Origin of the sequence: Paracoccus hibiscisoli, assembly GCF_005048265.1 — a bacterium.
GTDB lineage: Bacteria > Pseudomonadota > Alphaproteobacteria > Rhodobacterales > Rhodobacteraceae > Paracoccus > Paracoccus hibiscisoli.
Map to the genome: position 1 here is coordinate 168,654 of NZ_SUNH01000004.1, position 25,781 is coordinate 194,434.

Sequence of the window (25,781 nt, forward strand, 5' to 3'; positions counted from 1 at the left end):
TGAAGGGATCGGCGCGGGTCGCGTCACAGCCGCATGAAGTAATTGCCGCCCAGATGGGTCGCGCCATTCGCGCGTAGCACCATGTCGGTTTCCTGGATGGCCACGCCCGACACGACGTTGAACATGATGCCCTTGGACCCCCGTGGCGCCGACCAGCCGCGCACGGCCAGCATGATCCGTTGCCAGACATAGCTGCCGATCTCGGTCGAGCGGATGTCGCTGCGGATATAGACCGTGTGCATCACCGTCACCCAGGTCTTCTTGCTGCTCAGCATCGGCGCGAAATAGAAACAGGCAAAGGCCACGGCCTCGCCTTCGTATTCCACATAGACGGCGCCGTGATATCCGGTCTCGTCCTTCAGGTGGTTCACGACCTTTTCCAGCTGCGGCTGGTCGAAGGGCATATCGGAAAAGATGCTCTCCTTGTGCAGCTGGCGGGCCAGCGGCAGGATCTTTTCCAGATCGGCCACGTCCTTGCCGAACTGGATGTCGATCTTTTTCAGAACCGAAGGGGGGAGGGTTGTTTCTATGCTCATGTCCATAAGTTAGCCCACGCTGCTGATTTCAGCAAAGTGGGCTTTCCAAAAGGCCGTAAGGAATTCTACGCGTAAAGCGGGCGGTCGTTCTTGGCGTGACGCGCGGCCAGCGTGCGGCTTTCGCGACCCTTCAGGAAGGGGATCGCAGAGGCAGCCGGCGCGTCGGCCTCGACCAGCGCGTCGAAGTTCGGGAAGATCGCGCGCAGTTCGGTCAGCTGGTCCTGAGTCAGGAAGCTGATCGCCTGCTTGCCCGGATACAGGCTCTCGGCCTCGATGCCTTCGACCGACAGGATCTGGTGATCTTGGAACATCAGGTGGAAATACTGCACGCTGCGGACGTCACCATCCACGTCGATGCCGTTCACGCCCACCAGCTGCTTGACCGAGACCAGCACTTCGCTGCTGCCGAACATGCGTTCCGCGATGGATGAGCGGATCACGACGCGGTGCTGCGGCGAGAAGCTGACATCACGGGTCGGCAGGCCGTTGCCAAAAGCGCCCGCGGGGACGCGCACGGGCAGCAGCTTGGGGTTGCCGGCCAGGTCGATCGAATCCAGGGTGCGCTTGCCGATCCACGACAGGGCCTTGGGACCGTTGCGTGTTATCACCAGGTCGCCTTCGCGCAGCGTCTCGATGGCGACCTGACCTTTTGGCGTGTCCACCAGCGTGCCCGCGGTGAAGCAGACGGCGTTGATCAGCTCGAAGTTCGAAAACAGCACGCGGTTCGGGATGGTCGTCCCATTGGCCAGGGTCGCGGTGCCGAAATCCACAGCGCCGCTGAGAACTGTGGGGTAGCCGATGATGAAGCGGACATCGCTGTTCGAATAGACGTTGGTGATGCGATCGGAGACGCCGTCGCCATTGGTGTCCATCGTGACATTGCCCGACGACAGCGTCAGCGTCCACGAACCCTGCAGGTTCAGCGTGTCGATGCCGTTTCCGCCATCCAGCGCGAGCGTGGGCTGGCCGGCCTTCTGGGCCAATTCCGCGTCAGAGACGGTGGCGTCGGGGTTGCCGCCGAGGCGGACCTCGTCATTGCCCGTACCCATGTTGACACTGCGGCCACCGGACAGTTCCAGAACCAGCGTGTCGTTGCCCGAGCCCATGTCGATGGAGCGGAAGGCGCTGCGGAACAGGCTGACCGAGTCGTTGCCCAAACCCATCGAAATCTCGTCGAACCGGATGTCGGGGCGCGAACGCTCATCGACCCAGACCATGTTCTGGCCGACCAGCGTGTCGTTGCCAGAACCCATGTTCACGTCGAATTCGGACCGCGACGAACCAGAGTTCGTGCCGCTTAAATTAACGCCCGGCGTATTGGTGACGGTGACGGCGCGAACGGTGAGGGGTGTGCCGTTGGCGTCGGTCCCCTGAACGACGGTTGCGCCATCGTTGCCGCTGCCGCCATTGATGTTCGCCATGATGGCGCTCCTCTTAAAAAAATGCTGATGGTGACTTTCTTGGTCTAGCGTTGTCCCGCAACCGCGGAATTTGTCAATGAAAAGTTAACTGCCCGAGTGGGCGGCGACAGGCGCAGTGAGGCCGGGAAATGCACATGTTCTAGTTGAAATCCATAAGAAACCGCATAACTTTGGCACTCATTGTGCGTATTCGCGCAGATCACGGCGGTCGAACTGCTGAGACGCGCCGGATAGGCGGGCAGGCACTACCTGCCGATCCTGAAAATTCGGCAAATTTTGTAAAGCCACGTTAACTCGTCTTTGTGAAGCTTCCGGACACCAGCATTGCGCCCACGCGGACACCCACCCCCGGCACCGGTGCCGGGGGCGCGTCGCCGTGGCAGGGCTGGGTCAGGCGCGGGTACGCAGCAGGCCCATGATCTCTTTGGTGCGTTCCAGAATGGGCATCGCCACCGCCGCCGCGCGATCCGATCCGTCGGCCAGGATGGCGTCGATCTGGGCGGGGTCGGCCATGAATTCGGCCATGCGGCGGGTGATGGGCGACAGCGCCTCGACCGCGACCTCGGCCAGGGCGGGCTTGAAGGCGCCAAAGCCCTGACCCTCAAAGCGGGCCAGGACCTGGTCGGGGGTCTCGTCCGTCAGGGCGGCATAGATGTTGACCAGGTTGCGGGCCTCGGGGCGGTCCTTGAGGCCGTCCATCTGGCCGGGCAGGGGGTCCGCGTCGGTCCGGGCCTTGCGGATCTTTTGCGCGATGGTGTCGGCATCGTCGGTCAGGTTGATCCGGCTGGCATCCGACGGATCGGATTTCGACATCTTCCTGGACCCGTCGCGCAGGGACATGACGCGGGTGGCCACGCCTTCGATCAGCGGTTCGGTGATCGGGAAATGATTGACCCCGTAATCATGGTTGAACTTGGCCGCGATGTCGCGGGTCAGCTCCAGGTGCTGCTTCTGATCCTCGCCCACAGGCACGGCGGTCGCCTGATAGGTCAGGATGTCGGCCGCCATCAGCGCCGGATAGGCCAGAAGGCCCAGGCTGACGTTTTCCGCATTCTTGCCGGCCTTGTCCTTGAACTGGGTCATCCGGTACATCCAGCCGACGCGGGCCACCGTGTTGAACAGCCAGGCCATCTCGGCATGGGCGCTGACCTGCGACTGGTTGAACAGGATCGACTGCGCGGGGTCCACGCCCGATGCCATGAAGGCCGCCGCCGCCTCGCGCGTGCGGGCGCGCAGCACCTGAGGGTCCTGCCAGACGGTGATCGCGTGCAGGTCGACGATGCAATAGATCGTCTCGGCATCCGGTCCCTGAAGGGCCGCGAACCGCTTGAGCGCGCCCAGATAGTTCCCGAGCGTCAGCCCGCCCGAGGGCTGGATCCCGGAGAAGATGCGCGGGTGGAACGGGGCGTTGATCGGGTCGGACATGTGCGGCCTGCCTTGGAATTTGCTGCCCGCTGGCTTAGCGGTTGGTCCGTGCCTTCGCAACCCAAGCCTTTCCAACCCCAAGGAACCCCCATGCGCCCCGGCCTGACCGAATCCCCGCTGAACCCGCTGCCGCCCGTGATCTGGCTGCTGGCGCTGCCCGTGATCGCCTCCGAGGCGATCTTTGCCCTGGGGGGCGCGGGTCTGATCGGCGGTGCCCAGGGCATCGGCCTGCGCCTGTCCGCGATCGGGCTGACCGCCTTTCCGCCGGAACTGGCACATCGCATCTGGACCCTGGGCGCGGTCGATTGGGACCAGATGTATCGCGCGCTGTCCTTCAGCCTGGTGCATGTGTCCTTCATGCATGCGCTGTTCGTGGTGATCTTTACCCTGGCCCTGGGCAACATGGTCGCCCAGAATTTTCGGCCTTGGGCGGTGCTGGCGCTGTTCTTCGGGTCGGCCATCGGCGGGGCTGTGGTCTATGCGGCGATCATCCAGGCGATGGACGCGCGGCCCGCGCCGCTGATCGGCGGCTATCCGGCGGTCTATGGGCTGGTGGGGGCCTTCACCTTCCTGCTGTGGACGCGGTTGGCGGCGATCAACGCCAACCGCATGCGGGCCTTTGTGCTGATCGGGATGCTGCTCATGTTCCAGCTGGTCTTCGGGTTGCTGTTCGGCGGCGCGGGCCTGGGCTGGATCGCCGAGATCGCGGGCTTTGGCGTGGGGTTTGCGCTGTCCTTCGCGCTGGTCGATGGCGGCATCCCCCGCGCGCTGGCGCAGATCCGGCAGCGTTAACCGCGCCGGACCGCCGATTTCAGCTCGGACAGGCGATAGCCGCCGATGACGAAGGCCAGCGCGAAGTAAAGCGCCGCGCCGCCAAACACCAGGGTGGCAAGCGCCACCCCGCGCCCGGTGCCCGCGACCTCCAGCCAGCCGCGGGTCAGCCACAGCGCCCCGGCCATCAGAATGGATGCCAGCAGGATGCGTGGGAACGCGCGGCGCAGGCGGGCATCGGCGCGCGCCGCCTGGCCCATCGCACGGGTGCCCCACCACAGCTGCGCCACCATGATCCAGGCGGCGATGGTGGTGCCAAGCGCCGCCGCCAGGAACCCGATGAACGGCATCAGCCCGAAGGCCGCGACCGCATTGACCACCATCGAGATCACCGCGAACCGGAACGGCGTTTTCGTGTCCTCACGCGCGAAGTACAGCGGCTGCAGGATCTTTTGCAGCACGAAGGCGGGCAGGCCCAGGGCATAGACGGTCAGCGCCGCCGCCGTCTGCTGTGTGTCATAGGCGGTAAAGGCGCCACGTTCGAACAGCGTCGCGACCATCGGCTGCGCGATGACGGCGATGGCAAAGGCGGCGGGCAGGGTCAGGAACAGCCCGAATTCGGTCGCGCGGGAATAGGCGGACTGGCCGCCCGCGTGATCCTCGGCGCGGATGCGGCGGGCCAGTTCGGGCAGCAGGACGACCGCGACCGCCGCGCCGACCACGCCCAGGGGCAGCTGGTACAGCCGGTCGGAATAGGACAGCCAGGCGATCGCCCCCTCGAACCGCGATCCGACCTGGCGGCCGACCAGCAGGTTGATCTGCACCACGCCGCCCGCGAATGCCGCGGGAAGGGCCACCGCGATCAGGCGGCGCATATCGGGCGTCAGGCGCGGGCGGCGCGGCCAGAAGGTATAGCCGGTCCGCCGCGCGTCCCACCAGACCAGCGCCAGCTGGGCGATGCCCGTGACCGGGGTGGCCCAGGCCAGGGTCAGGCCCAGGTCCCAGCCCTGCCAACGTCCCAACATCATCGCCCCGATGAACAGCACGTTCAGCAGCACCGGGGCGGCGGCAGCCACCGTGAACCGCCCGTTCGCGTTCAGCACGCCCGAGATCATCGAGGCCATCGAAATCAGCAGGATATAGGGAAAGGTGATCCGCCCATAGGTCACGGCCAGGTCGAACCGCTCGTCCCCCGCGAACCCCGACGCCATCAGCCAGACCAGCCCGGGCATGAAGATCATCGCCACCGCCGACAGCGCCAGCACCGTCAGGAACAGCCCCGAGAACGCCTCGCGCGCGAACCGCTGCGCGTCGTCAGGGTCCTGCAGTTTCTTGGAGAACATCGGAATGAAGGCGGTGTTGAACGCGCCCTCGGCAAAGAACCGGCGGAACATGTTGGGCAGCGACAGCGCGATCAGGAACGCCTCGGCCACGGCGCCCGTGCCCAGCCAGGCGGCCATCAGGATGTCGCGCACGAAACCCGATGCGCGGGAAATCAGCGTCCACAGCCCCACAGAAAGGAAGCCGCGCACCAGTCCGGATGTCTTCATGCCTGCTCGGCCTCGGCCCTTTTCACGCCATCGGCAATCGCCACGCGCAGTTTCTTTTCCAGCCCGTCGCGTTTCGCGGGGCTGTGCAACTTCAGGCCGAACATGTCCTTGACGTAGAAACTGTCGACCACCTGCGCCCCATAGGTCGCAATCACGGCGCTGACAATCTGGATGTGGTTCGCCGCCAGCGTCCGCGTCAGGTCATACAGCAGGCCGGGGCGGTCGCGGGTATCGACCTCGATGATGGTATAGATGTCGCTGCCTTCATTGTCGAAGGTGATATGGGTCGGAAAGCGGAACTCCCGGTTGCGCTTCTTGGGTTTGTCGCGGCTGGCAAAGGCCTCACGCGCGACGATCTCTCCGGCCAGGGTGCGCAGGATGGTCTGGCGCAGCTTGGGCAGGCGATCTTCGGCAAAGGGGTGCCCTTCGCTGTCCTGGACCCAGAACACCGCCGTCGCATAGCCGTCCCGCGTGGTATAGGTCCGCGCGTCCACCACGTTCGCCCCGGTCAGCGTCAGCGCCCCGGCTAGACGCGAAAAGATGCCCGGATGGTCCGACAGCACGAAGGCCGCCCGGGTCGCGTCGCGGTCGGGATCGGCGCGCAGGTCGATGCGGATCTCGTCCGCGCCCAGACCCGCCAGCAGGTCGGCAAACACCGCCTGCGTCTGCGTCTGCAGGCCCGACCAATAGGCGTCGTAATGGCGCCCAAGCTCGGCGCGGGTCTTGCGCGCGTCCCAGCCCTTGGCGATCAGCAGATGGCGCAGCGAGCGTTTTGCCTCGGTCTGGCGGCGGTCGCGGTTCAGCTCCTCCAGGCCGTTCTCCAGCGCGGCGGCGGTCTCCTGGTGCAGTTGGCGCAGCAGCATGGCCTTCCAGTTGTTCCAGGTGCCGGGGCCCACGCCGCGGATGTCGCAGACGGTCAGCACCAGCAGCATGTCCAGACGCTTGCGCGTCTTCACCGCCTTGGCGAAATCGCGCAGGGTGCGCGGGTCGCTGATGTCGCGTTTCTGCGCCACGTCGGACATCAGCAGATGGTGGCGCACCAGCCATTCGACCGTGTCGATGTCGTCCTGGGCAAAGCCCATGCGCGTGGCGATGCGCCGGGCGATCCGCGCGCCCAGGATCGAATGATCCTCGGGGCGGCCCTTGCCGATGTCATGCAGCAGGGTCGCCAGATACAGCACGCGGCGGTTCACGCCCGCCTGGATGATCTCGGAGGACAGCGGCAGGTCCTCGGGATGCTCTCCGCGCTCGATCTCGGCCAGGGCGGCGACGCATTGGATGGAATGTTCGTCGACGGTATAGTGGTGATACAGGTTGAACTGCATCATCGCCACGACCGGCTCGAATTCCGGGATGAAGGCGGCCAGCACGCCCAGCTCGTTCATGCGGCGCAGCGCGCGTTCCGGGTTCCCGTGCCGCAGCAGCAGGTCCATGAAGATGCGGATCGCCTCGGGGTCCGACTGGACCTTGTCGTCGATCAGCGCCAGGTTCGCGGCGACGGTGCGCATGGCATCGGGATGGATCAGCACGCCGGTCCGCAGCGCCTCCTCGAACAGGCGCAGGATGTTCAGCGGGTCGGCCAGGAACGCGGCCTCGGATTCATAGGACAGGCGGCCCTGCTGATCGACAAAGCCGGGGCGCATCTTGCGCCGCCTGCGAAAGATGCGGCCCAGAAACGGGGCGGTGCGGACGTGCCGCGTCTCCAGCTCGGTCAGGAACACGCGGGTTAGCTCGCCCACGCGGGTGGCGTGGCGGAAATAGTCCTGCATGAAATACTCGACCGCGCGGCGGGCGGTGGTGTCGTGATACCCCATGCGGCGCGCGACCTCGACCTGCATGTCAAAGGACAGCACGTCGGAGGGCCGCCCCGCGATCAGATGCAGATGGCTGCGCACCGCCCACAGGAAATCCTCGGCCTGCCAAAAGGCCAGATGCTCGTCGCGGGTGAAGACGCCCAGATCGACCAGTTCCACGGCCCGGTCGACACGGTGGATGTATTTCGCGATCCAGTACAGGGTCTGCAGGTCGCGCAGGCCGCCCTTGCCCTCCTTGACGTTGGGCTCCAGGACATAGCGCTGGCCGCCCTGGCGGGTGTGGCGGGCGGCGCGTTCCTCCAGCTTGGCCTCGATGAATTCGGGGATGGTGCCCGCAAACAGCTCCGACCACAGGCGGTCGCCCAGCTCCTGCGCCAGGGGCGCGTGGCCCGTGACCAGCCGGTGTTCCACCAGAGAGGTGCGGATCGTGATGTCGGCGCCGCCAAGGCGCAGGCAGTCGTCGATGCTGCGGATCGAATGGCCGATCTTCAGCTTCAGATCCCACATCATGTACAGCATCGATTCAACGACGCTCTCGGTCCAGGCGGTGATCTTCCACGGCACCAGGAACAGCAGGTCCACATCGGAGGCGGGCGCCATCTCGGCCCGGCCATAGCCGCCGACGGCCAGCACCGCCAGCCGCTGCGTGTCGGATGCCGATTGCTGCGGATGCAGGCGCGTGGTGGCGACGTGGTGGACCGCCGTGACCAGCGCGTCGGTCAGCATGGCGATGGCGCGCACCGTCTCGCGCGCTGCGCGGGGATGGGTGGCAAAGGCGGTCTCGATCGCGGCCATGGTGACCGACCGGGTCAGGGTCAGCATCGCCACCGTCTGCGCCCGGATCTGGCGGGGGTCGGTGGTGTCGGCCAGCTGCCGGTCCAGGCGGGCCAGCAGCTGGTCGATGTCCAGATCGGTGCGGGCCGGGCCGGGCCCGGTCTGCGTGGCGGTTGTCGCGGCAGGTGTCATCGGCTGTGCGATCCGGCCCCGGTCACGACCCCAGGCCGCGCGCGGTGCGCGGCGCGGGGTCGACGACGACCAGCTGGCCACCGCGGATGGTGCCCACCGCCAGGCCGCGTTGGATGGTCCCGTCGCGCTGCAGGCGGAACACGCCGCCGACGCCCTGGAACCCGGCGCGCTGCGTCAGGCCCGTGGTGGTCAGCGCGTTGCGTTGGCCGTTGCGCGCCAGCGACGCGATGGCGGCCACCCCGTCATAGGCCAGCGAGGCCAGCTGGTGGGGCGCCTCTCCGTGGGTCTGGGCATAGCGTGCCTCGAACTGGCGCTGCAGGGTCTGGTCGGGGATGGCGAACCACCCCTCGGCCAACTGCGGCAGCCGCAGGCGGTCGGCGGGTTGATCCCACCGCGTCAGCCCCATCATCTGCACGCCCGGGGACCGGACCCCGGCCGCGGCCAGCTGTTCTGTCATATAGGGCAGCACGGCCTGGTTGTTGGCGGTCATGAACACCGCATCCACGCGACCCGTCTGTGCGGCCTCGGCAATGCGGGGGACGACGCCGTTGATCCCGGAGACCGAGACCGGATGGTCGACCCGCCCCGCCAGACGCGCGCCGTTGCGGGCGATGGCGGTCTCGATCGCGCGGCCTCCCAGTTGGCCCGCGATGTCGTTTTCGGCCACGACCATCAGGTTGCGCTTGCCCTGGGTCATGCCATAGCCCACCAGCCGGTCGGCGATGTTCTCAAAGCTGTTGCCCAGAATAAAGACGTTGCCGCCCGCGACCTGGGTGTTGTTGGAGAAGGTCAGCACGTTGATGTTGCGCGCCATCATCGCGTTGCCCACGGCGTTGGCGCCTTCCGCGAACAGCGGCCCCAGGATGATCTGCGCGCCCGCATCGGCGGCGGCATTGGCCTGGGCCACCGCGCTTTCCGTGGATGCGCCGCTGTCATAGATGCGCAGGTCGATCGCCGCGCCCTGCGCATCCGTCGCGGCCATGCGGGCGGCGTTCTTGAGGCTGCGCGCCAGCCATTCCAGGTCCTGCGACCCGGTCCCCGCAGGCGCCAGCAGGGCCACGCGCACGGGCTGGGACGGGTCGATCAGCGGTCCGATCTCGGGGCCCGAGGCCTGGCTGGACCCGCCGACAGGGTCGCAGGCGGCCAGGAACAGGGCGGACACGACTGTCGCGGTTTTCAGGATGGCACGGCGCAGACCCGAGCCAGGCCGGCTTGTGGCGGAGGCGGACATGTGAAACTTCCCTGCAATATGTTATGACGCGCGCGGATGGCCGCAGCCTAGGCGCTGCGCCCGCGATTGGCAATCAGCGCCGGCCTCTGACAGGCGCGCAACGGAGGCAGGATGACCGACCGCCGCGAGACCCCCAGAACTGCCCCCCAGGACGCCGAACCCGCCCGCCGCCTGAGCGCGCATATCGAGGCCGCGCGGCTGGATCCGGGCCTCTATCTGGTGGCGACGCCCATCGGGGCCGCGCGCGACATCACGCTGCGCGCGCTGGACGTGCTGAACAGCGCCGACATGCTGGCGGCCGAGGATACGCGCGTGCTGCGCCACCTGCTGGACATCCACGGCGTGCCGCTGCGCGGGCGGCGCATCCTGTCCTATCACGACCACAACGGCGACCGGGCGCGGCCCGCCCTGCTGGCCGCGCTGTCCGAGGGGGCCAGCGTGGCCTATTGCTCTGACGCCGGCACGCCGCTGGTGGCCGATCCGGGCTATCGTCTGGCGCTGGACGCGGCAGAGGCCGGGGCGCGCGTCCATGCGCTGCCGGGGCCGTCCTCCGCGCTGGCGGCGCTGTCGCTGGCCGGGCTGCCAAGCGACCGGTTCCTGTTCCTGGGCTTTCCGCCGCCCACGCAATCCGCGCGCCAGACCTGGCTGCGCCGCTGGATGGCGGTCGATTCGACGCTGATCCTGTTCGAAAGCCCGCGCCGCGTGTCCCGCACGCTGGAGGATCTGGCGCTGATCGACCCCGCCCGCATCACCGTCATCGCGCGCGAGCTGACCAAGAAGTTCGAGGAGGTCATCCGCGGCACCGCCGCCGATCTGTCCGCCGACCCGCGCATGGCCACGCTGAAGGGCGAGGTGGTGATGGTGCTGGACCGTCCGTCCCCGGTCGAGATGGATGAGGACCGCGTGCGCACCGTCCTGACCGCGCACATGCGCACCATGTCCGTCAAGGACGCCGCCCGCGAGGCCGCGCAGGAGCTGGGCCTGCCGCGCCGCGACGTCTATCAGCTGGCGCTTGGACTGGCGGATCGTGACTGAACCGGGCGGCATGCGCACGCGCCGGGGCCGCACCGCCGACCTGTCCGGCCGCATGGCCGAAGAGGCCGTCCTGCGCCTGTACCTTCAGCGTGGCGCGCAGATGCTGGCCACGCGCTGGCGCGGGCAGGGGACCGAGATCGACCTGATCGTGCAGGACGGCCCCGATCTGGTCTTTGTCGAGGTCAAGGCCTCGCGCAGCCATGCAGACGCCGCCCTGCACCTGCTGCCCGCGCAGATGCGCCGGATCACCCAGGCCGCGCTGGAATACTGCGACCGGCACGGCATCGGAGAGGTCGCCATGCGTTTCGACGTGGCGCTGGTCGATGCCACGGGCCGCGTCGACCTGATCCCCAACGCCTTTGGCGAGCTCTGACGCAGGCTTGCATCCGGCCCTGCGGCGGGTCACAACATCACCGAAATTCAGGAGGGCCCCATGAGCCTTTACGTAGCCTTGCAGATGGACCCGATCGAGGATGTCTCGATCCACGCCGACAGCACGTTCCGCATCGGGCTGGAGGCCGAGGCCCGCGGCCACCGGCTGTTCCAGTACACCGTCGATCAGCTGCGCTATGACGAGGGTCGCATCGTCGTGCGCGGCCGCCCGGTCACCCTGCGCCGCGCCGAGGGCGACCACGTCACCTTCGGCGACTGGACCGAGGTCGAGGCCGGCGATTTCGACGTGATCTGGCTGCGCCAGGACCCGCCCTTCGACATGGGCTACGTCACCTCGACGCATCTGCTGGACCGGGTGCATCCCCAGACGCTGGTGGTCAATGACCCGTTCTGGGTCAGGAACTGTCCCGAAAAGCTGATGGTGCTGGATTTTCCCGACCTGACGCCGCCCACCATGATCGCCCGCGACCCCGCCGCCTTCAAGGCGTTCCGGGCGCGGCACGGAGAGATCATCGTCAAGCCGCTCTATGGCAATGGCGGGGCGGGGGTGTTCCACCTGAAACCCGGCGATCCGAACCTGTCGGCGCTGCTGGAAACCTTCGCGGGCATCAACCGTGAACCGATGATCGCGCAGAAATACCTGCCCGCTGTGGTCAAGGGCGACAAGCGCATCATCCTGGTCGACGGCGAACCCGTGGGCGCCATCAACCGCGTCCCGCAGGAGGGTGAGGCCCGGTCCAACATGCATGTCGGCGGTCGCGCCGAAAAGATCGGCCTGACCGAGCGCGAATACGAGATCTGCACCCGCATCGCCCCCGTGCTGCGCGAAAAGGGCCTGATCTTCACTGGCATCGACGTCATCGACGGCTGGCTGACCGAGATCAACGTGACATCCCCCACCGGCATCCAGGAGCTGGAGCGGTTCGACGGCATCAATGCCGCCGAGGCCATCTGGGAGGCGATCGAGCGTCGCATCGCGGCCCGCGCCTGACGGCAGTGTCGTCTGCACGACACCGCCGCCCCGTGATTCGGTTAAAGGTCAGACTTGCGGATCGGGGGCGCGGTTTGTGTTCCGTGTCACCAGTTGAGGCGCTTTCGGTTCGCGCCCTCCATTCCCGGGGGCCTTTTGCATGTTTATTGACTGTTTGTTGACACTCTGCCCGCTATAGTCGGGTGACGGGGTCATTCGGGCGATCAACACATGCGAGGCCAGATTACCGGAGGCGAGGGACCAAGGCTGCGCGCCGGGCAGTCCGCGCAGGATTGGGCGGCGACCATCCGGCGTCTTGACCCCTCGCTGATCCGCGGCATCTCCGATGACGGGCTGACCGCCATGCTGTCGGAGACGCGCATCCAGCATCTGCGCCGCCCCAAGCATATCCTGCGCCAGGGAGAGCCTGCCGATTGGGGCTATCTGATCCTGGCGGGCCGGATCGAGGTCAGCTATCTGGACATCAATGGAAACCGCGTCCTGGCCCATCTGGCCAGCCCCGGAGAGGTCCTGGGCGAAGTCGAGCAGTTCTCCGGCCGGGCTTGCGCGGCCAGCTGCACCACCCTGGCCGACACCACGGTGATGCTGTTCGACGCGGCGCTGATCCTGCGCCATGTCCCTGCCGACCTGCTGCTGCGCAATTTCGCCGGGATCTTTCACGACCGCCTGACCCGCGACAACCGCCAGCACTCCGTCGCCATGTTCTACGGGGCCGAGGACCGCATCCGCATGCACCTGCTGTCCATGACCAGCCTTGAGGAGCCGTGCATCCGCCTCAGCCAGTCCGAACTGGCGGGCTTTGCGGGGTGTTCGCGCCAGACGGTGAACAAGACCCTGTCGCAACTGCGCCATGAGGGCACCGTCGAGATGGGCCGCGGAGAGATCTGCGTGCTGAACCGCGCCCGCCTGCAGGGCACCCGCCCCGGAGGAGAGCAGATCGTGCTGGAGGACGGATTCTCCGCCGGTCCGATCGTCGTCCCGCCGACGGAGCATATGCCGAAAGCGTGACCGCGCCGGGCGCGCAAGGGGCTGAGAAACCGCGCGATCTGCGGTTATCTGTGCCCCAGCCCCACAGCGCCACCGGAGACCGCATGGCCCAAGACCCCCTTTCGCCCCCCGTTTCCGACCGCGCGGGCGACCGCTATGCCCGAGAGCTGGAGCGGCATCTGGACTGGCTGGACAGCTTTACCTCGACCGCGCTTGGCGTGCTGTCTGCGGCGTCGGGCATCTATACCTATCTGGGCGTGCGCACGCTGCTGGACGATCCGGGCCTGTGGACGACCTTTGCGGCGCTGGCCTATTCCATTGCGGTGTCGGTGGGCATCTTTGTCTTCTGGTCCTATCTGCTGCGGCTGTTGCCGGCGGTGCGGGGGGCCGCGTCGCGCGTCGGGCTGATGCTGACCATGGCGCTTGGCTCGGTGGCGATCATCGCCATGTCGTCCTGGCTGAACGCCGCGGCACTGGCGGGGACGGCGGCGGTCGAGACCCACATGGCCGCCACCGTCCAAAGCTATCAGACCTCGCTGGAGCGGGCGCATGCCAATGCGGTGGCGGGCCAGTCCCTGTCGCGCGACGTGGCCCGCGTCCGGCAGAGTTTCTCGGACCTCTCCGAGCAGGAGGCGGGCGGCACCCTGTCGGGGTTCTCCGGGCGCGGCGCGGTCTTTCGCGTCCTGACCCAGAAGGGGGCCGAGCTGCAGGCGCTGGAGGATCAGCTGCTGGGCGCCGAGGCGCCCATCGAGCAGACCTTTGCGCAGGGCAACACCATCCTGTCGCGCATGCGTGGCACCTCGGTCGAACCGGGGCCGCTGGCCGACCGGACGGTGCGTTTCTCGGGCGACGCGGTCGAGCTGGCAGGCCTGATCACCCAGCTGCGCCAGCTGAACCCCGCGCCGCTGGTCGGGCGCGCGGCGCAGGACCTGTCCGACGCCGTGGTCCTGCCCGAACTGGACGGCGCGACCGAGGCCACGCGGGCGGGCCAGTCCAGCACCATCAACGCCGTCCTGACCCTGGTCGAACAGCGCGCCCAGACCCTGGCCCAGGCCGCGGCCGAGGTGATGGCGCTGCCCGATGCGGACGACGCCCTCTATACGCCCATGTCGGCGGCGGATGCGGTCATCGCCTATGCGGGGAATTTCGTGCCGGCCTGGGCGGGGGCGATTTCCATCGACCTGCTGCCGGCGGTCCTGGTCTTCATCATCATGGTGGTCCAGGCCGCCATCCGCACCGGGCGCGGAGAGGGGCACAGCGACGACCGCATGACGGTGGGCGAACTGCGCGCGGCGCTGGCGGCCTCGGACCTGCTGCGCCAGGTGGATGCGCTGTCCCATCAGCCGCCCCCGCGCCCCGCCGATCCCGATCCTGACCGGCGTGAGGTCTAGCGGTGCGGCTGGTGTCATCCCCGGCCCGGGCGGTGCGGGCGGTGCTGATCTCTCAGGTGCTGCTGGGGGGCGCGATCGTGGGGCTGGATCTGTGGCGCGCGCCGGGGGCTGCGGCGCCTGGCCTTTATGCGCCGCCGTCGCAGGGGCCAAGCGTGCGGCCCTATCGCCCCGACCTGCGCCCGTCGGACCCGTCGCAGCCCGGCGCGCCCGCCATGCGCCCCATGCCCGAGGCGCTGGAGTTCGACCAGGCCGACGGCACGATCACCGTGACCGGCCAGATCGCGCCGGGCGATGCCGACCGCTTTGTCGAATGGCTGGACCGCACCCGCCCTGAGGCCACGCGGGTGGCGCTGGACAGTTCCGGCGGGTCGGTGTCCGACGCGCTGGCCATCGGGCGCACGATCCGGGGCGCGGGCTGGGCCACGCGGGTGGGCGACGGGGCGGTCTGCCTGTCGGCCTGCCCCTATATCCTGGCGGGGGGCACCGACCGGCAGGTTGCGCCGGGCGGTGTGGTCGGCGTGCACCAGCATTATTTCGGCCAGAACACCATCCTGCCCGCCTTCATGGCGGTCAGCGACCTGCAGCGTGCGCAGGCCGGGGTGATGGATTACCTGGTGCAGATGGGCGTCGACCTGCGCCTGATGCCGCTGGCCCTGCGCACCCCCCCGGCCGAGATCAACGTGCTGGAGCCCGAGCAGATGGCCGATCTGCGCCTGACCACCCCGGCCGAGAGCTGAGGCCCTAGCGCCAGTCGCCCCCCGGGCGATAGCGCGCCACCACGCGCGGGCCTTCCAGCGCCGACAGGCTCAGCCAGCCATTGTCGAACAGCGCCCTGAGATCGGGATGCCGCGCCAGGATCGCGCCCATCGCGGCGGGGTCGGCGTCGATCAGCACCGACAGGCGCAGCGCGTCATGGACGGGCCGCGTGCCGTCATGGACCGCCTGCCAGGGCAGGCCCGCGCGCAGGGTGCCGCCGTTCCCCTCGACCACGCCGATGCCGCCGGTGACATTGTGGATCAGCTTGTCGCCGCCCCCGAACACCCCCGGCGCTAGGGTCGATCCGTAATATTGCAGGCTGATCCAGCTGGCCACGACCACCGGCGCGGTCAGGATCAACTCCAGCACGCCGTGATCGGGGTCACGCGCGCGGTCATAGCTGTGCAGAAAGGCGCGCCCCTGCAGGTCCAGCCCCCGCGTGACGGACCGCGGCGCGGCGATGAAGGCCGCGCAGCCCGCCAGCCCCCATTCGGGCCGCGTCTCGGCCCAGTCATGCGCGCGGGCGGCGACGGTGGCGGGGCGCGCGCCGGGCAGGCGGGGGCTGCGTTCGGCCCGCGCCAGGGCGCCTGCCTGATCCAGCCAGTGCCGCGCCTGGTCCAGGTCATCCGCATGGCCCGGCGCCGGGTCGTCCGCGAACAGCGTCACTTGGTCGGTGGTGGTGTCATGCAGGCCCGCCACGAAAACGGTGTCCTCGGGAATAGGCAGGCCCCGTTCGGCCAGCCCGGCCCGCGTGTCCGCCCTGTTCAGCAGCCCCGCCAGCAGCCGGGCCGAGACCGCGCCGCTGCGCCCCCCGCAGGCCCCGCAGTGATAGGCGCTGGCATGGGGGTTGTTCGTCACCTGTGCGCCATGCCCGACCAGCAGGACCAGCCGCGCAAAGCCCTGGGTCAGGCCCATCGCCCGCAGGATGCCCGCCGCCAGATCGGCCCGCGCCTGCGGCCCCGGATCTGGGGACAGCACCGGGCGCGGGTCCGGCTTGGCCGCATGCCCCTGGCCCAAGGCGCCCTTCAGCAGCTTGGCGCCATAAAGCGGCCCCGCCGCCTCGATGAAGGCAAAGGACGACACCGCCGCCTGCCGGAACCGGCCCCAGGCCCGAGTGGCGCGGGCGGCGATGCGGGCGGTCTGCTCGGCCTCCGGGGTGCCCTGGCTGGAGGCGGTCAGCCCCGCGTTCAGCAGCACCGGCAGATGCGCCTCGGCCAGGGTCGAGGCCGGGCCGTGATGCGCCACGGGCAGGCCGAAAAAGCCCGCAAAGCCGATCGTCTCGATCCCCGGTCCCTGCGATTCCAGCGCCCGGCGCAGCACCTCGGACCGCACGTCGATGCAGAAGGCCGCCTGCACCGCAGGCCGCGCAGGCGCGGGCGCGGCCGGGGACAGGCCCGCCGTCAGCCGCCGCAGATGCGCGCGTTCAGCCGCATCCTGCAGGATGGCGTCCAGTACGTCGTCGGGGGTGGGCTCAACCGGCTCGGCATGGGCGCGGGCGATGGCCTGCCATTCGGTGGCCAGGTCGGGCTGATGCCCCAGCAGCGCCTGATCCCAGATCAGCCGGATCGCCAGCAGGTCGGTCAGCGTGCGGTCCTGCCCGCCCGCCATCTGTGCCTGCCAGGCCAGATAGCGGGCGTGTTGCGCCCATCCGCCCAGGTCGATCAGCAGCCGGTGGCAGGCGGTGGTCACGCCTTCGGGCGTCAGCGACAGGTCGTGCAGCGCGCGCAGGATGGCGCGTTCGGCGGTGTCGGGGCTGGCCGCGACATTGGCGCAAAAGCCGCGCAGACTCGCGATTTCCGGCGTCAGGTCATGGACCGCCCAGTCCCGCCAAGCGCGAAAGCAGTCCAGCCCCGGCGCGGGCGTCCACAGCGCCTGGCCCTGATCGAACCGGCCCGCCGCCCACAGCCCCGTGCAGCGCGCGATCAGCGCGGGCCAGTCGATGCCCGTCCGCGCGGCGGCCAGATCGGCCACCGTGGGCAGGGCGCGGGGCGCAGGCGCGGGGGCGTACATCCGCGCCTTGAGCATCGCCAGATCGACGGGTTTCAGCGCATGCGGGCTTGCCAGCAGCGCGCAGGCCAAGTCATCATCGGTGATCGATCCGTCGGCCACCTGGGCCGCCAGCGCCGCGCGGGGCTGCGTCAGCGCGATGCCCGCGACGCGCGACAGGCGGGCCTGGGCGGTGGGCAGATCCTCGGCGGTCTGGCCCAGAAAGGGGTTCACGGCGACCGTCGCCTCCAGCGGAAAGGCCGGGGGGATGGCGCGGGCGGCGGCCATGGCCGCGTCCAGCAGGGCCGCGTCCAGGTCGGGGGTGATGGCGGGATGGTTCAGGAACATGGCAACCTCGGATGCGAAAGGGGGTCAGGACCGGGCGGTGCGAAAGCCGCCCGCCAAACGGTCGAACAGCGCGTTCAGATAGAGGCCGTTGGCCAGGTGCACCCGCAGCGCCGCCGCCGCCGGGTGCCAGGCCCAGAGCGGGAACAGCGCCTGCGCCACCGCCACCAGCCCGAAGGAGATCAGCGCCAGCACGATCAGCGCCCATTCCAGCGCGCCGGGCACCGGCGGCTGCGGCAGCTGCCCGCCCCAAGCGAGGCCCGCGCCCAGGTGAAAGCCGAAATAGCCCACCGCGCTGGCCAGCGAGGCCAGCCCCGTGCGCCGGGTCAGCGCCACGGGCGCCGCATCGGCCAGGCCCTGCGCGATCAGATAGGCCACGCCCAGGATCAGGAGCGCCCCAAGCGCCAGCCCCTGCGCCGATTTCGGCGCGCCCAGCTGCTGGAACACCAGCGCCACGCCGGCATAGATCAGCAGCGCCAGGCCAAAGGCGCGGGCCACGGCCCAGGCCCCCGGCACGGCGACGGGGCCGGGCCTGCGGTTGCGGGCCACATCCTCGACCGCCTGGCCCGAGGACAGGAAGGCATGCGCCTTGTACAGCGAATGGGCCACGATATGCAGCATCGCCAGCGCCCAGAGCCCCAGCCCGCATTGCAGCAGCAGGAACCCCATCTGCGCCACAGTGGACCAGGCCAGCGCCGTCTTGACCGCGCTTTGCGTCAGCATGACCGCCGCGCCGAACAGCGCGGTGAACCCGCCCAGCATGACCAGCGCCGCCATCGCCGCGGGGCTGGCCTGGACCAGATCGGCGGTGCGGATCAGCAGTAGCCCGCCCCCGTTCACGATGCCCGCATGCAGCAGGGCCGAGACGGGGGTCGGCGCCTCCATCACCTCGGTCAGCCAGCCATGCAGCGGAAAGGCCGCCGTCTTCAGGGCCGCCGCCAGCACCAGCAGCGCCGCCGCGATGGCGGGCAGCTGATCGGCCCCTGCGGCGATCGCGCCGAGGTCGGTCGTGCCGATCGCGCGCCAGATCACCGCGCAGGCCGCCAGCGCAGCCAGATCGCCTGCCGCCCAGACCCGCGCGAATTTGCCCGCCGCCCGCCGCGCGGCTGGCCGGTCGGCGCGAAACAGCAGCAGCTGGCGCAGGATCACGCCCGCAGCGGCAAAGCCCGCCGTCATCAGGATCAGGCTGCCCGCCTGCACGATCACCATGACCGCCGCTAGACAGGCCAGAATGCCCGACAGCGCCGCAGGCTGTCCTGGCTCGGCCCGCAGATAGGTCCGGGAATAGCGCAGCACGACCCAGCCCACGAAGCCCACCAGCAGCCCCATGGTCACCCCCACCGCGTCCAGCCGCAGCGACAGCCCGGCGGCCAGATCCAGCCGCGCGGGCCCGGTCAGGATCAGCTGCACCAGCCCCCCGGCCATCAGGGCCAGGGCAGCCAGGGCGGCGGCCTCGGCCAGCACGGGGGGGGATTTGCGGCGCAGGATCAGGCTGGCGGCCAGCAACAGCGGTGGGGCCAGAAACGACAGGGGGAACAGCATCGGCACACCTTGGGGCGAATTTCGGTCACCGGCAGCGATACCCTGTGGCGTGACTTTCAAAAATTACATATTTTAGGATCAAACGTTCGGTTTGATGGATGAATCATGAACCTGCACCACCTGCGCCTGTTCCGCGCCGTCGCGATGGATGGCACGCTGACCGGGGCGGCGCGAACGCTCAACCTGTCGCAATCGGCGCTGTCCACGCAGCTGCGCACGCTGGAGGCCGCGTTGGGGCACGACCTGTTCGACCGCCAGGGCCGCGGCCTGGTCCTGACCGAGGCCGGGCGCATCGCGCTGGATCATGCCGAGACGATCTTTCGCACCGCCGATGACCTGGCCGCCACGCTGCGCGAGACGGGGCGCGCGCGCCGGGCACTGCGGGTGGGGGCGCTGGCCACGCTGTCGCGGAACTTTCAGATGCAGTTCCTGCGCCCGCTGATCGGGCGCGCGGATGTCGAGGTGGTGCTGCGATCCGGCGCGCAGGCCGATCTGCTGCGCGGGCTGGAGGCGATGGCGCTGGACGTGGTGCTGACCAATCATGCGCCCGCCCGCGATGCGGTCAGCCCCTGGCTGGTGCATCGGCTGGCCGAACAGCCCGTCGGCCTGATCGGGCGCAGCGATCTGGTGCCGCCCGGGATGGGGCTGCGCGATCTGCTGGGGGCGGTGCCGCTGGTGCTGCCGGTGCGGGACACGGCGCTGCGGGCGGGGTTCGATGCGCTGCTGGCGCGGCTGTCGGTGGTGCCCGGCATCGCGGCCGAGGCCGATGACATGGCCATGCTGCGCCTGCTGGCGCGCGAGGGGGCGGGGCTGGCCGTGATTCCGCCTATCGTGGTGCAGGACGAACTGCAATCGGGCCTGCTGACCGAGGCCGCGCGGTTGGACAGTCTGACCGAGACGTTCTTTGCCGTCACCCAGCAGCGGCGGTTCCCGAACCCGCTGCTGGCCGCGCTGCTGGCGCCCGAGGCCTGAGCCTCAGCGCCGCCCCAGCAGGCGCGCGGCCAATGGGGCCAGCAGAATCACCAGCACGATCCGCAGGATGTGGTGGCTGACCACATAGGCCAGATCGGCCCCGGCGATGATGGCGATGACCACCATCTCGGCCTGGCCGCCGGGCAGGAAGGCCAGGAATGCGTCCAGCGCCGGGGCCAGCCCCAGCAGATAGACCACCTCAAGGAAGATCAGGCTGATGACAGCCAGGACCAGCGAATAGAGCAACCCCGCCGTCACGTCGATGCGCAGCTCGCGCCCCGTGATGCCCACATATTTCACGCCCACCGCAATGCCGATGAAGAACTGCGCGGCCTGGATGATCTCGGCCGGGGGGCGGGTCTGGATGATGCCGGTCAGCGACAGTGCCGCGGTCAGGATCATCGGCCCCAGGATCGAGGCGCCGAACAGGCCGACGCGTTCGGCGACCTTCCAGCCCAGAAAACCCGCGGCCACCATCAGCGCGATCTGGTCCCAGGCCACAGACGAGATCGGCGCGCCCGGAGGCTGTGAGAGGTCCACCGACCAATAGAAGGTCATGATCAGCGGCGCGACCGTCACGATGACCAGCACGCGGGTCGCGTGGATCAGCGACAGGGCGCGGATGTCGCCTCCGGCCTCCTCTCCAAAGACCAGCATGTCCTGCAGCCCGCCGGGCATGGCGGCATACCAGGCGGTCGGGTGGTCAAAGCCGAAGCCCCGCCGGAACAGCGGATAGCCGACCAGCGCGATCACCGCGATGAAGACCGGCACGATGGCCAGTGAGCCTGCGATGGCGGGCAGGCCGGTCAGGACCTCGGGCGTGATCGAGGCGCCCACGGCGACGCCCAGAAAGGTCCGCATGAACACGCCGAACTGGCCAGCGCCCTGCATCCGCACGCCGCACAGCGCGACGGCCAGGCAGGCCAGCATCGGTCCCAGCAGCCAGGGCAGCGGCAGGCCCAGCATCAGAAACACCAGCGCGCCCACAAGGGCCGCGCCGAAGGAGGTCAGGCGTCTAGTCAATCGCAAGCTCTTCTAGAAGGGCCGCGTATTGCGCGCCGTGCATGTCGCGGTCGCTGGCCGACCCTTGGATGACCGGGCGGGGCAGGCTGAACTTGATCACCCGCAGATCGGGAATGTCGAAGCGCTTCAGCGTGTCGGGCGCGGTGCGATACAGCGCCGCGACGCGGTCGGTGGACAGATTGCGGGTCAGGCGGTCATAGACGGCCGGATCGTCGCAGAACACGTCGATGGTCACCCAGAACGGCCCGGCATTCTTGGACCGCACCTTGAGCACCAGATCGCCAAGCGTCGTCATGGGGTCACCTCGGTCACGGTCAGGCGGAAGGCAGACATGGGATCATCCAGCGCCATCACATGGTTCAGCGCGAATTCGTACAGCGGCCCGCGATCGGTCGTGGCGGGCGAATAGGGGAAGGCGAAGGTCGGCAGTTCCTCATCGTCGGTCAGCGGGTAATGCAGCACGAAGGGGTTGATCAGCTTGCCGATCTCGGCGGCCTCGGCCTGGGTCCGCGCGGTGACGATGCCCAGGACGCCGACCTCGACCGGGGTGCCGGTGCGGTTCTCCAGCGGGCCAAGCGCGCCGTTCACGCCGATCAGGCGGAACTCCAGCCCATAATCGGCGGGGTCAAGGCTCATGCGCGTGGTGATCTCTGCCTGCAGAAAGCCGGTCAGGCGGTCCACCCAGGCCTGCGCGTTCTGCGCGTAATGCGTGTTGCGCAGGATTGCCAGGATGGTGGTCTGATAGCCCGCGATGCGCGCGCCCTCCAGCTTGACCGTATAGGGGCCGGGCACCCAGGACGACCCCTCGACCCGCACGCGGCGGTCGTCCAGCGCAGCGTATCGCGCCCCGGTCACGTCCAGATACCCGCCCGGTTCATAAAGCCGGAACGGATCGGAATTCTCATACAGCATATGCGCGGAGACCGAATGCGGCGTGCAGCGTGCGCCATCGGCCAGCGGCTCGACGGTAAAGCCCGTCTGGTCGAAATCGACCATGATCACGCCCGAGGTCGGGTTGGTCGAACACAGCGCCCCGCATTCCGCGATCTTGGCGCCGTGCCAGACGCCGCCTGCCGCATCGCCGCGCGACAGGGGCAGCGCCGCGATGGTGGCGGTGTCGGTCGTGCGGCCCGCAATGACGATATCGGCGCCGGTGGCCAGCGCGGCCTGGATCTGTTCGGCGCCCGCCAGGGCCACGATGTTGGTCAGGTCGTCCAGCCGGATCTCGGGCGCGGGGGGCAGGGGGGCGATGCGCCCGGCCTTCAGCGCCTCGGCCACGCGGGCAGTGGGCTGCTGCGAGTACAGGCGGGCGATGCGCAGGCTCTGGCCCAGCTCCTGCGCCAGTTCGACGGTGATGTCATACATCCAGTCGACCGTGCTGTCGGTGCCGCAGGTGCCCGCCGTGCCGATGACCAGCGGCACACCGGCCTGGGCGCGCGCCTGCATCAGGCTGCGCCATTCCGATTTCGTTGCCGCGCGGGAGTATTTCGACTGTCCCGCGCCAAGGCTGAAGGGCCCACTGTCAGTGGACCCTCCGTCGATGCAGATAATGTCGGGTGACAGGGCCACGCCGCGTTCCAGTGCTGCCTGGTCAAAGCCCAGGCCCAGAACGCCCGAGGGCACCAGAACGCGTGTGGTCATGTCAATCCTCGTTCAGGGTCGGGTCGTGGGGGACCGCAGGCTTCTTCAGGATTCGGCGCAGAAAGATCGGGGCGACAAAACCGACAATTGCCGCGATCCACAAGCCGATAGCGATGGGCGAGGACAACAGATACCACCAGTCGCCGTTGGACAGCACCATGGCGCGGCGCAGGTTGTCCTCCATCGCGTTGCCCAGCAGGATGCCCAGGATCACCGGAACCGTGGGAATGCCCAGCTTGCGCATGACATAGCCCAGCACCCCGAAAGCCACCATCAGCAGCATGTCAAAGCTGGACCCGGTCAGCGAATAGATGCCCACAAAGGCGATCATCGTGACGCCCGGCAGCAGCACCCAGGCCGGCACCGACAGGATCTTGACGAAGACCTTGACCATCGGGACGTTCATCAGCAGCAGGACCACGTTGGCGATCAGCAGCGACGCGATCAGCGACCACACCACCTCGGGGCGTTCCGCGAACAGCAGCGGCCCCGGCGTGATGTTCAGCGTCAGCAGCAGCGCCAGCAGGACCGCCGTGGTGCCTGAACCCGGCACGCCAAGCGTCAGCATGGGCACCAGCGCACCGCCGGCGGCGGCGTTGTTGCCCGCCTCGGGGGCGGCGACGCCCTTGGGGTTGCCCTTGCCAAAGCTGGCCTTGTCGGCGCCCTTGGCGACCGATTTCTCGGCCATGTAGGCCAGGAACGATCCCAGGGACGCGCCCGCGCCAGGCAGGACGCCCGCGACAAAGCCGATGCCCGTGCCGCGCAGCATCGCGCCGCTGGTCTGTTTCAGCATCCGCCAGGGGACCAGGATCTTGCCCAGCTTGACGCCGATGGCGCTGTCCTTGCCGTGGCTTTCGATGAAGTGGAACACCTCGGCCACCGCGAACAGGCCGACGATGGCGACCAGGAAGTCGACCCCGTCCATCAGGTGCAGTTCACCAAAGGTGAAGCGCGGCATGCCGGTGGTCTTGTCCAGGCCGATCATGGCGATGCCCAGACCGATGGCGGCGGCCATCGCGGCCTTGGCCTGGTTCGACGATCCGATCCCGCCCAGGGTGCAGAAGGCCAGCATGTAGAGCGCGAAATATTCCGCCGGGCCGAACTGATAGGCGACCCGCGCCAGATAGGGCGCAAAGATCATCAGGCCGATCGTGGCCAGCATGGCGCCCACGAACGAGGCCACGCCCGACACGACCAGCGCCTCGGAGGCTTTGCCCTGTTTCGCCATGGGATAGCCGTCCAGGGTGGTCATCATCGCCGGCTCGTCGCCCGGGATGTTGAGCAGGATCGAGCTGATCCGCCCGCCATACATCGCGCCGTAATAGACCGAGGTCAGCAGCACCAGCGCCGAGATCGCGTCCAGCCCCATCGAGAAGCTGATCGGGATCAGCAGCGCCACGCCGTTGGATGGCCCAAGGCCGGGCAGCGCCCCGATGATCGTGCCCACGAAGCAGCCGATGATCGCCAGCATCAGCGTATAGGGCGTCAGGGCGATGGAGAAACCCATCGCCAGATTGGCCAGTGTTTCCATGATCTTAGAACCCCATTCCGGCGGGAAGGCCACGCAGGCCCAGTCCCAGGATGACGCGGAAAAGCACGAACAAACCCACCGACAGGCCCAGGCCCGTGATCGCCGAACGAACCGGATTGCCGCCGATCTGCCAGCTGAGGATGCCCGCAACGATCGCCGTCGGGATCAGGAACCCAAGCGGAGAGATCGCCTGCGAATAGCCCATCAGCACCACCAGCGCGATGCCCAGCTGCAGGACCATCGGGCCTGCGGGCCAGTCCTCGTCGGGGTCGGGGCGCAGGATCATCACCAGCGAACACAGGATGACGACCGCCGCCACCAGATAGGGGAACACCCGCGGCCCGACCGGGTCGGACATGAAGCTGGTCTGGATGCCGCGCGCACTGAGGATATACCCCAGTGCGACGATCAGCATGAACGCTCCGAAGAAACGGTCGCCCCGTGTCATTGCACCAGACCGATCTCGCGCGAGATGTCCTGGACGTCCGCGATGCTCTGGTTGACGAAGGCTTCGAACTCGTCGCCGAAGAGGGCGTAGGATTCCAGGCCGTTCTCGGCCATCACGGCCTGCCACTGCTCGGATTCGCCGACCTGGCGCAGCATGTCGACCCATTTGTCATAGTCTTCGTCGCTGATGTCCTTGGGGACATAGACGCCGCGCCAGTTCATCGAGACGCTGTCGATGCCCTGCTCCTTGGCGGTGGGCACGTTGTCGAAACCGGCCACGCGCTCCTCGGACAGCACCGCGATGGGGCGCACGTCGCCCGAACGGATAAAGCCGGTGATCTCGGACAGATCGCCCGTCATGGCCTGGGCAAAGCCGCCGACGGTCTGGGTGATGGCATCCGCGCCGCCGTCCAGGCCGATATACTTGATGGCGCGCATGTCATCGAACCCGGCCTCGTTCAGCAGCATCAGCACCTTGAGGTGGTCATAGCCGCCGACCGCGGATCCGCCCGCAAAGGCCACGCTGGCCGGATCGGCCTTCACCGCCTCGACCAGGTCGTTCAGCGTCTGGAACGGGCTGTCCTGCGCCACGACGATCACGCCGGGATCGCCGCCGATCGAGCCGACCCACCGCACCTGGTCGGCCGTGGCGCCCGCAAAGGCGTTCTGGGCCAGACGGGTGGTCGTGGACGACGATGCCGCGACAAAGACCTCGGGGTCGCTGCTGCGCTTGCTGACGACCTGGGTATAGGCCACGCCGCCGCCGGCACCGGCCAGGTTGGTGACCTGCACCATGTTGGGCACCAACCCCAGTTCGGTCATGATCCGGCCGATCTGGCGGCAGGTAAAGTCCCAGCCACCGCCGGGGTTGGCGGGTGCGATGCATTCGGCGGCGCTGGCCGGAATGGCAACGGTCATCAGCAGCGCAGCAGCGGCTGCACGGGTCCAGATTTTCATGGTGTCCTCCCAGACATGTCCCGCATTGGTCGCGGGCTTGCGGGGTCCACCATTTGGTGAAAAGCTGACA

General features: G+C 68.4%; 22 protein-coding genes. 8 read left to right on the plus strand and 14 right to left on the minus strand.

Annotated features, from left to right (window positions below):
• Positions 1–23: 23 nt before the first annotated feature.
• The 3 genes from FA740_RS02455 to trpS form a co-directional block, all read right to left on the minus strand.
• On the minus strand, positions 24–536 hold the full coding sequence (locus FA740_RS02455; RefSeq protein WP_136855188.1) for a GNAT family N-acetyltransferase: 513 nt from the start codon (positions 534–536) through the stop codon (positions 24–26).
• Positions 537–601: 65 nt separating this feature from the next.
• The gene (locus FA740_RS02460; protein WP_136855189.1) at positions 602–1,957 is read right to left on the minus strand and encodes a Hint domain-containing protein; all 1,356 of its coding nucleotides are present in this window, start codon (positions 1,955–1,957) and stop codon (positions 602–604) included.
• A gap of 390 nt (positions 1,958–2,347) precedes the next feature.
• Positions 2,348–3,382 (minus strand): tryptophan--tRNA ligase, encoded by a 1,035-nt coding sequence (gene trpS, locus FA740_RS02465; RefSeq protein WP_136855190.1) that lies wholly within the window; start codon positions 3,380–3,382, stop codon positions 2,348–2,350.
• Positions 3,383–3,472: 90 nt separating this feature from the next.
• Between trpS and FA740_RS02470 the strand changes: the two genes are divergently transcribed.
• Positions 3,473–4,174 (plus strand): rhomboid family intramembrane serine protease, encoded by a 702-nt coding sequence (locus tag FA740_RS02470; RefSeq protein ID WP_136855191.1) that lies wholly within the window; start codon positions 3,473–3,475, stop codon positions 4,172–4,174.
• On the opposite strand, the gene murJ is transcribed toward FA740_RS02470, so the two are convergent.
• From murJ to FA740_RS02485, 3 genes are read right to left on the minus strand one after another with little or no spacing between them, the layout of a single operon-like run.
• Complete coding sequence (murJ, locus tag FA740_RS02475; RefSeq protein WP_136855192.1) at positions 4,171–5,703, minus strand: murein biosynthesis integral membrane protein MurJ; 1,533 nt, start codon at positions 5,701–5,703, stop codon at positions 4,171–4,173. The two genes, FA740_RS02470 and murJ, sit on opposite strands and share 4 nt — an antisense overlap.
• Entirely contained in the window at positions 5,700–8,483 is a 2,784-nt protein-coding gene (locus tag FA740_RS02480) for a [protein-PII] uridylyltransferase (protein ID WP_136855193.1), read from the minus strand. Before FA740_RS02480 ends, murJ begins: the two co-directional genes overlap by 4 nt.
• Before the next feature lie 22 nt (positions 8,484–8,505).
• Positions 8,506–9,645 (minus strand): penicillin-binding protein activator, encoded by a 1,140-nt coding sequence (locus FA740_RS02485; protein WP_246053421.1) that lies wholly within the window; start codon positions 9,643–9,645, stop codon positions 8,506–8,508.
• 180 nt (positions 9,646–9,825) lie between these two features.
• Between FA740_RS02485 and rsmI the strand changes: the two genes are divergently transcribed.
• From rsmI to FA740_RS02515, 6 genes are all read left to right on the plus strand, one after another.
• Complete coding sequence (gene rsmI / locus FA740_RS02490; RefSeq protein WP_136855195.1) at positions 9,826–10,749, plus strand: 16S rRNA (cytidine(1402)-2'-O)-methyltransferase; 924 nt, start codon at positions 9,826–9,828, stop codon at positions 10,747–10,749.
• A gap of 10 nt (positions 10,750–10,759) precedes the next feature.
• On the plus strand, positions 10,760–11,122 hold the full coding sequence (locus FA740_RS02495) for a YraN family protein (protein ID WP_136855196.1): 363 nt from the start codon (positions 10,760–10,762) through the stop codon (positions 11,120–11,122).
• Between the two features lie 60 nt (positions 11,123–11,182).
• On the plus strand, positions 11,183–12,133 hold the full coding sequence (gene gshB / locus FA740_RS02500) for a glutathione synthase (protein WP_136855197.1): 951 nt from the start codon (positions 11,183–11,185) through the stop codon (positions 12,131–12,133).
• 210 nt (positions 12,134–12,343) lie between these two features.
• A complete protein-coding gene (locus FA740_RS02505; RefSeq protein ID WP_136855198.1) occupies positions 12,344–13,141 on the plus strand; it encodes a Crp/Fnr family transcriptional regulator in 798 nt (265 codons plus the stop codon).
• 83 nt (positions 13,142–13,224) lie between these two features.
• Complete coding sequence (locus FA740_RS02510; RefSeq protein WP_136855199.1) at positions 13,225–14,511, plus strand: hypothetical protein; 1,287 nt, start codon at positions 13,225–13,227, stop codon at positions 14,509–14,511.
• Positions 14,512–14,522: 11 nt separating this feature from the next.
• Positions 14,523–15,248: a COG3904 family protein gene (locus tag FA740_RS02515; protein ID WP_136855200.1), complete on the plus strand. Its 726-nt coding sequence runs from the start codon at positions 14,523–14,525 to the stop codon at positions 15,246–15,248.
• 4 nt (positions 15,249–15,252) lie between these two features.
• On the opposite strand, the gene FA740_RS02520 is transcribed toward FA740_RS02515, so the two are convergent.
• Positions 15,253–17,601 (minus strand): YbcC family protein, encoded by a 2,349-nt coding sequence (locus tag FA740_RS02520; protein WP_136855201.1) that lies wholly within the window; start codon positions 17,599–17,601, stop codon positions 15,253–15,255.
• A 24-nt stretch (positions 17,602–17,625) separates the two neighbouring features.
• A complete protein-coding gene (locus FA740_RS02525; RefSeq protein WP_136855202.1) occupies positions 17,626–19,140 on the minus strand; it encodes a proton-conducting transporter transmembrane domain-containing protein in 1,515 nt (504 codons plus the stop codon).
• 105 nt (positions 19,141–19,245) lie between these two features.
• Between FA740_RS02525 and FA740_RS02530 the strand changes: the two genes are divergently transcribed.
• Complete coding sequence (locus tag FA740_RS02530) at positions 19,246–20,112, plus strand: LysR family transcriptional regulator (RefSeq protein WP_136855203.1); 867 nt, start codon at positions 19,246–19,248, stop codon at positions 20,110–20,112.
• Positions 20,113–20,115: 3 nt separating this feature from the next.
• On the opposite strand, the gene FA740_RS02535 is transcribed toward FA740_RS02530, so the two are convergent.
• Genes FA740_RS02535 through FA740_RS02560 form a run of 6 tightly spaced genes read right to left on the minus strand, consistent with a single transcriptional unit; the run spans position 20,116 to position 25,711 of the window.
• A complete protein-coding gene (locus FA740_RS02535) occupies positions 20,116–21,078 on the minus strand; it encodes an AbrB family transcriptional regulator (RefSeq protein ID WP_136855272.1) in 963 nt (320 codons plus the stop codon).
• A gap of 49 nt (positions 21,079–21,127) precedes the next feature.
• Complete coding sequence (locus tag FA740_RS02540; protein ID WP_136855204.1) at positions 21,128–21,430, minus strand: DUF4387 domain-containing protein; 303 nt, start codon at positions 21,428–21,430, stop codon at positions 21,128–21,130.
• Positions 21,427–22,776 (minus strand): acyclic terpene utilization AtuA family protein, encoded by a 1,350-nt coding sequence (locus FA740_RS02545; protein ID WP_136855205.1) that lies wholly within the window; start codon positions 22,774–22,776, stop codon positions 21,427–21,429. The genes FA740_RS02540 and FA740_RS02545 overlap by 4 nt, the downstream gene beginning before the upstream one ends.
• A gap of 1 nt (position 22,777) precedes the next feature.
• A complete protein-coding gene (locus FA740_RS02550) occupies positions 22,778–24,307 on the minus strand; it encodes a tripartite tricarboxylate transporter permease (protein WP_136855206.1) in 1,530 nt (509 codons plus the stop codon).
• A gap of 4 nt (positions 24,308–24,311) precedes the next feature.
• Complete coding sequence (locus tag FA740_RS02555) at positions 24,312–24,722, minus strand: tripartite tricarboxylate transporter TctB family protein (RefSeq protein ID WP_211243629.1); 411 nt, start codon at positions 24,720–24,722, stop codon at positions 24,312–24,314.
• 29 nt (positions 24,723–24,751) lie between these two features.
• Positions 24,752–25,711 carry a Bug family tripartite tricarboxylate transporter substrate binding protein gene (locus FA740_RS02560; protein ID WP_136855208.1) on the minus strand — a complete coding sequence of 320 codons (960 nt, stop codon included), beginning with the start codon at positions 25,709–25,711 and terminating at the stop codon, positions 24,752–24,754.
• Positions 25,712–25,781 lie beyond the last annotated feature (70 nt).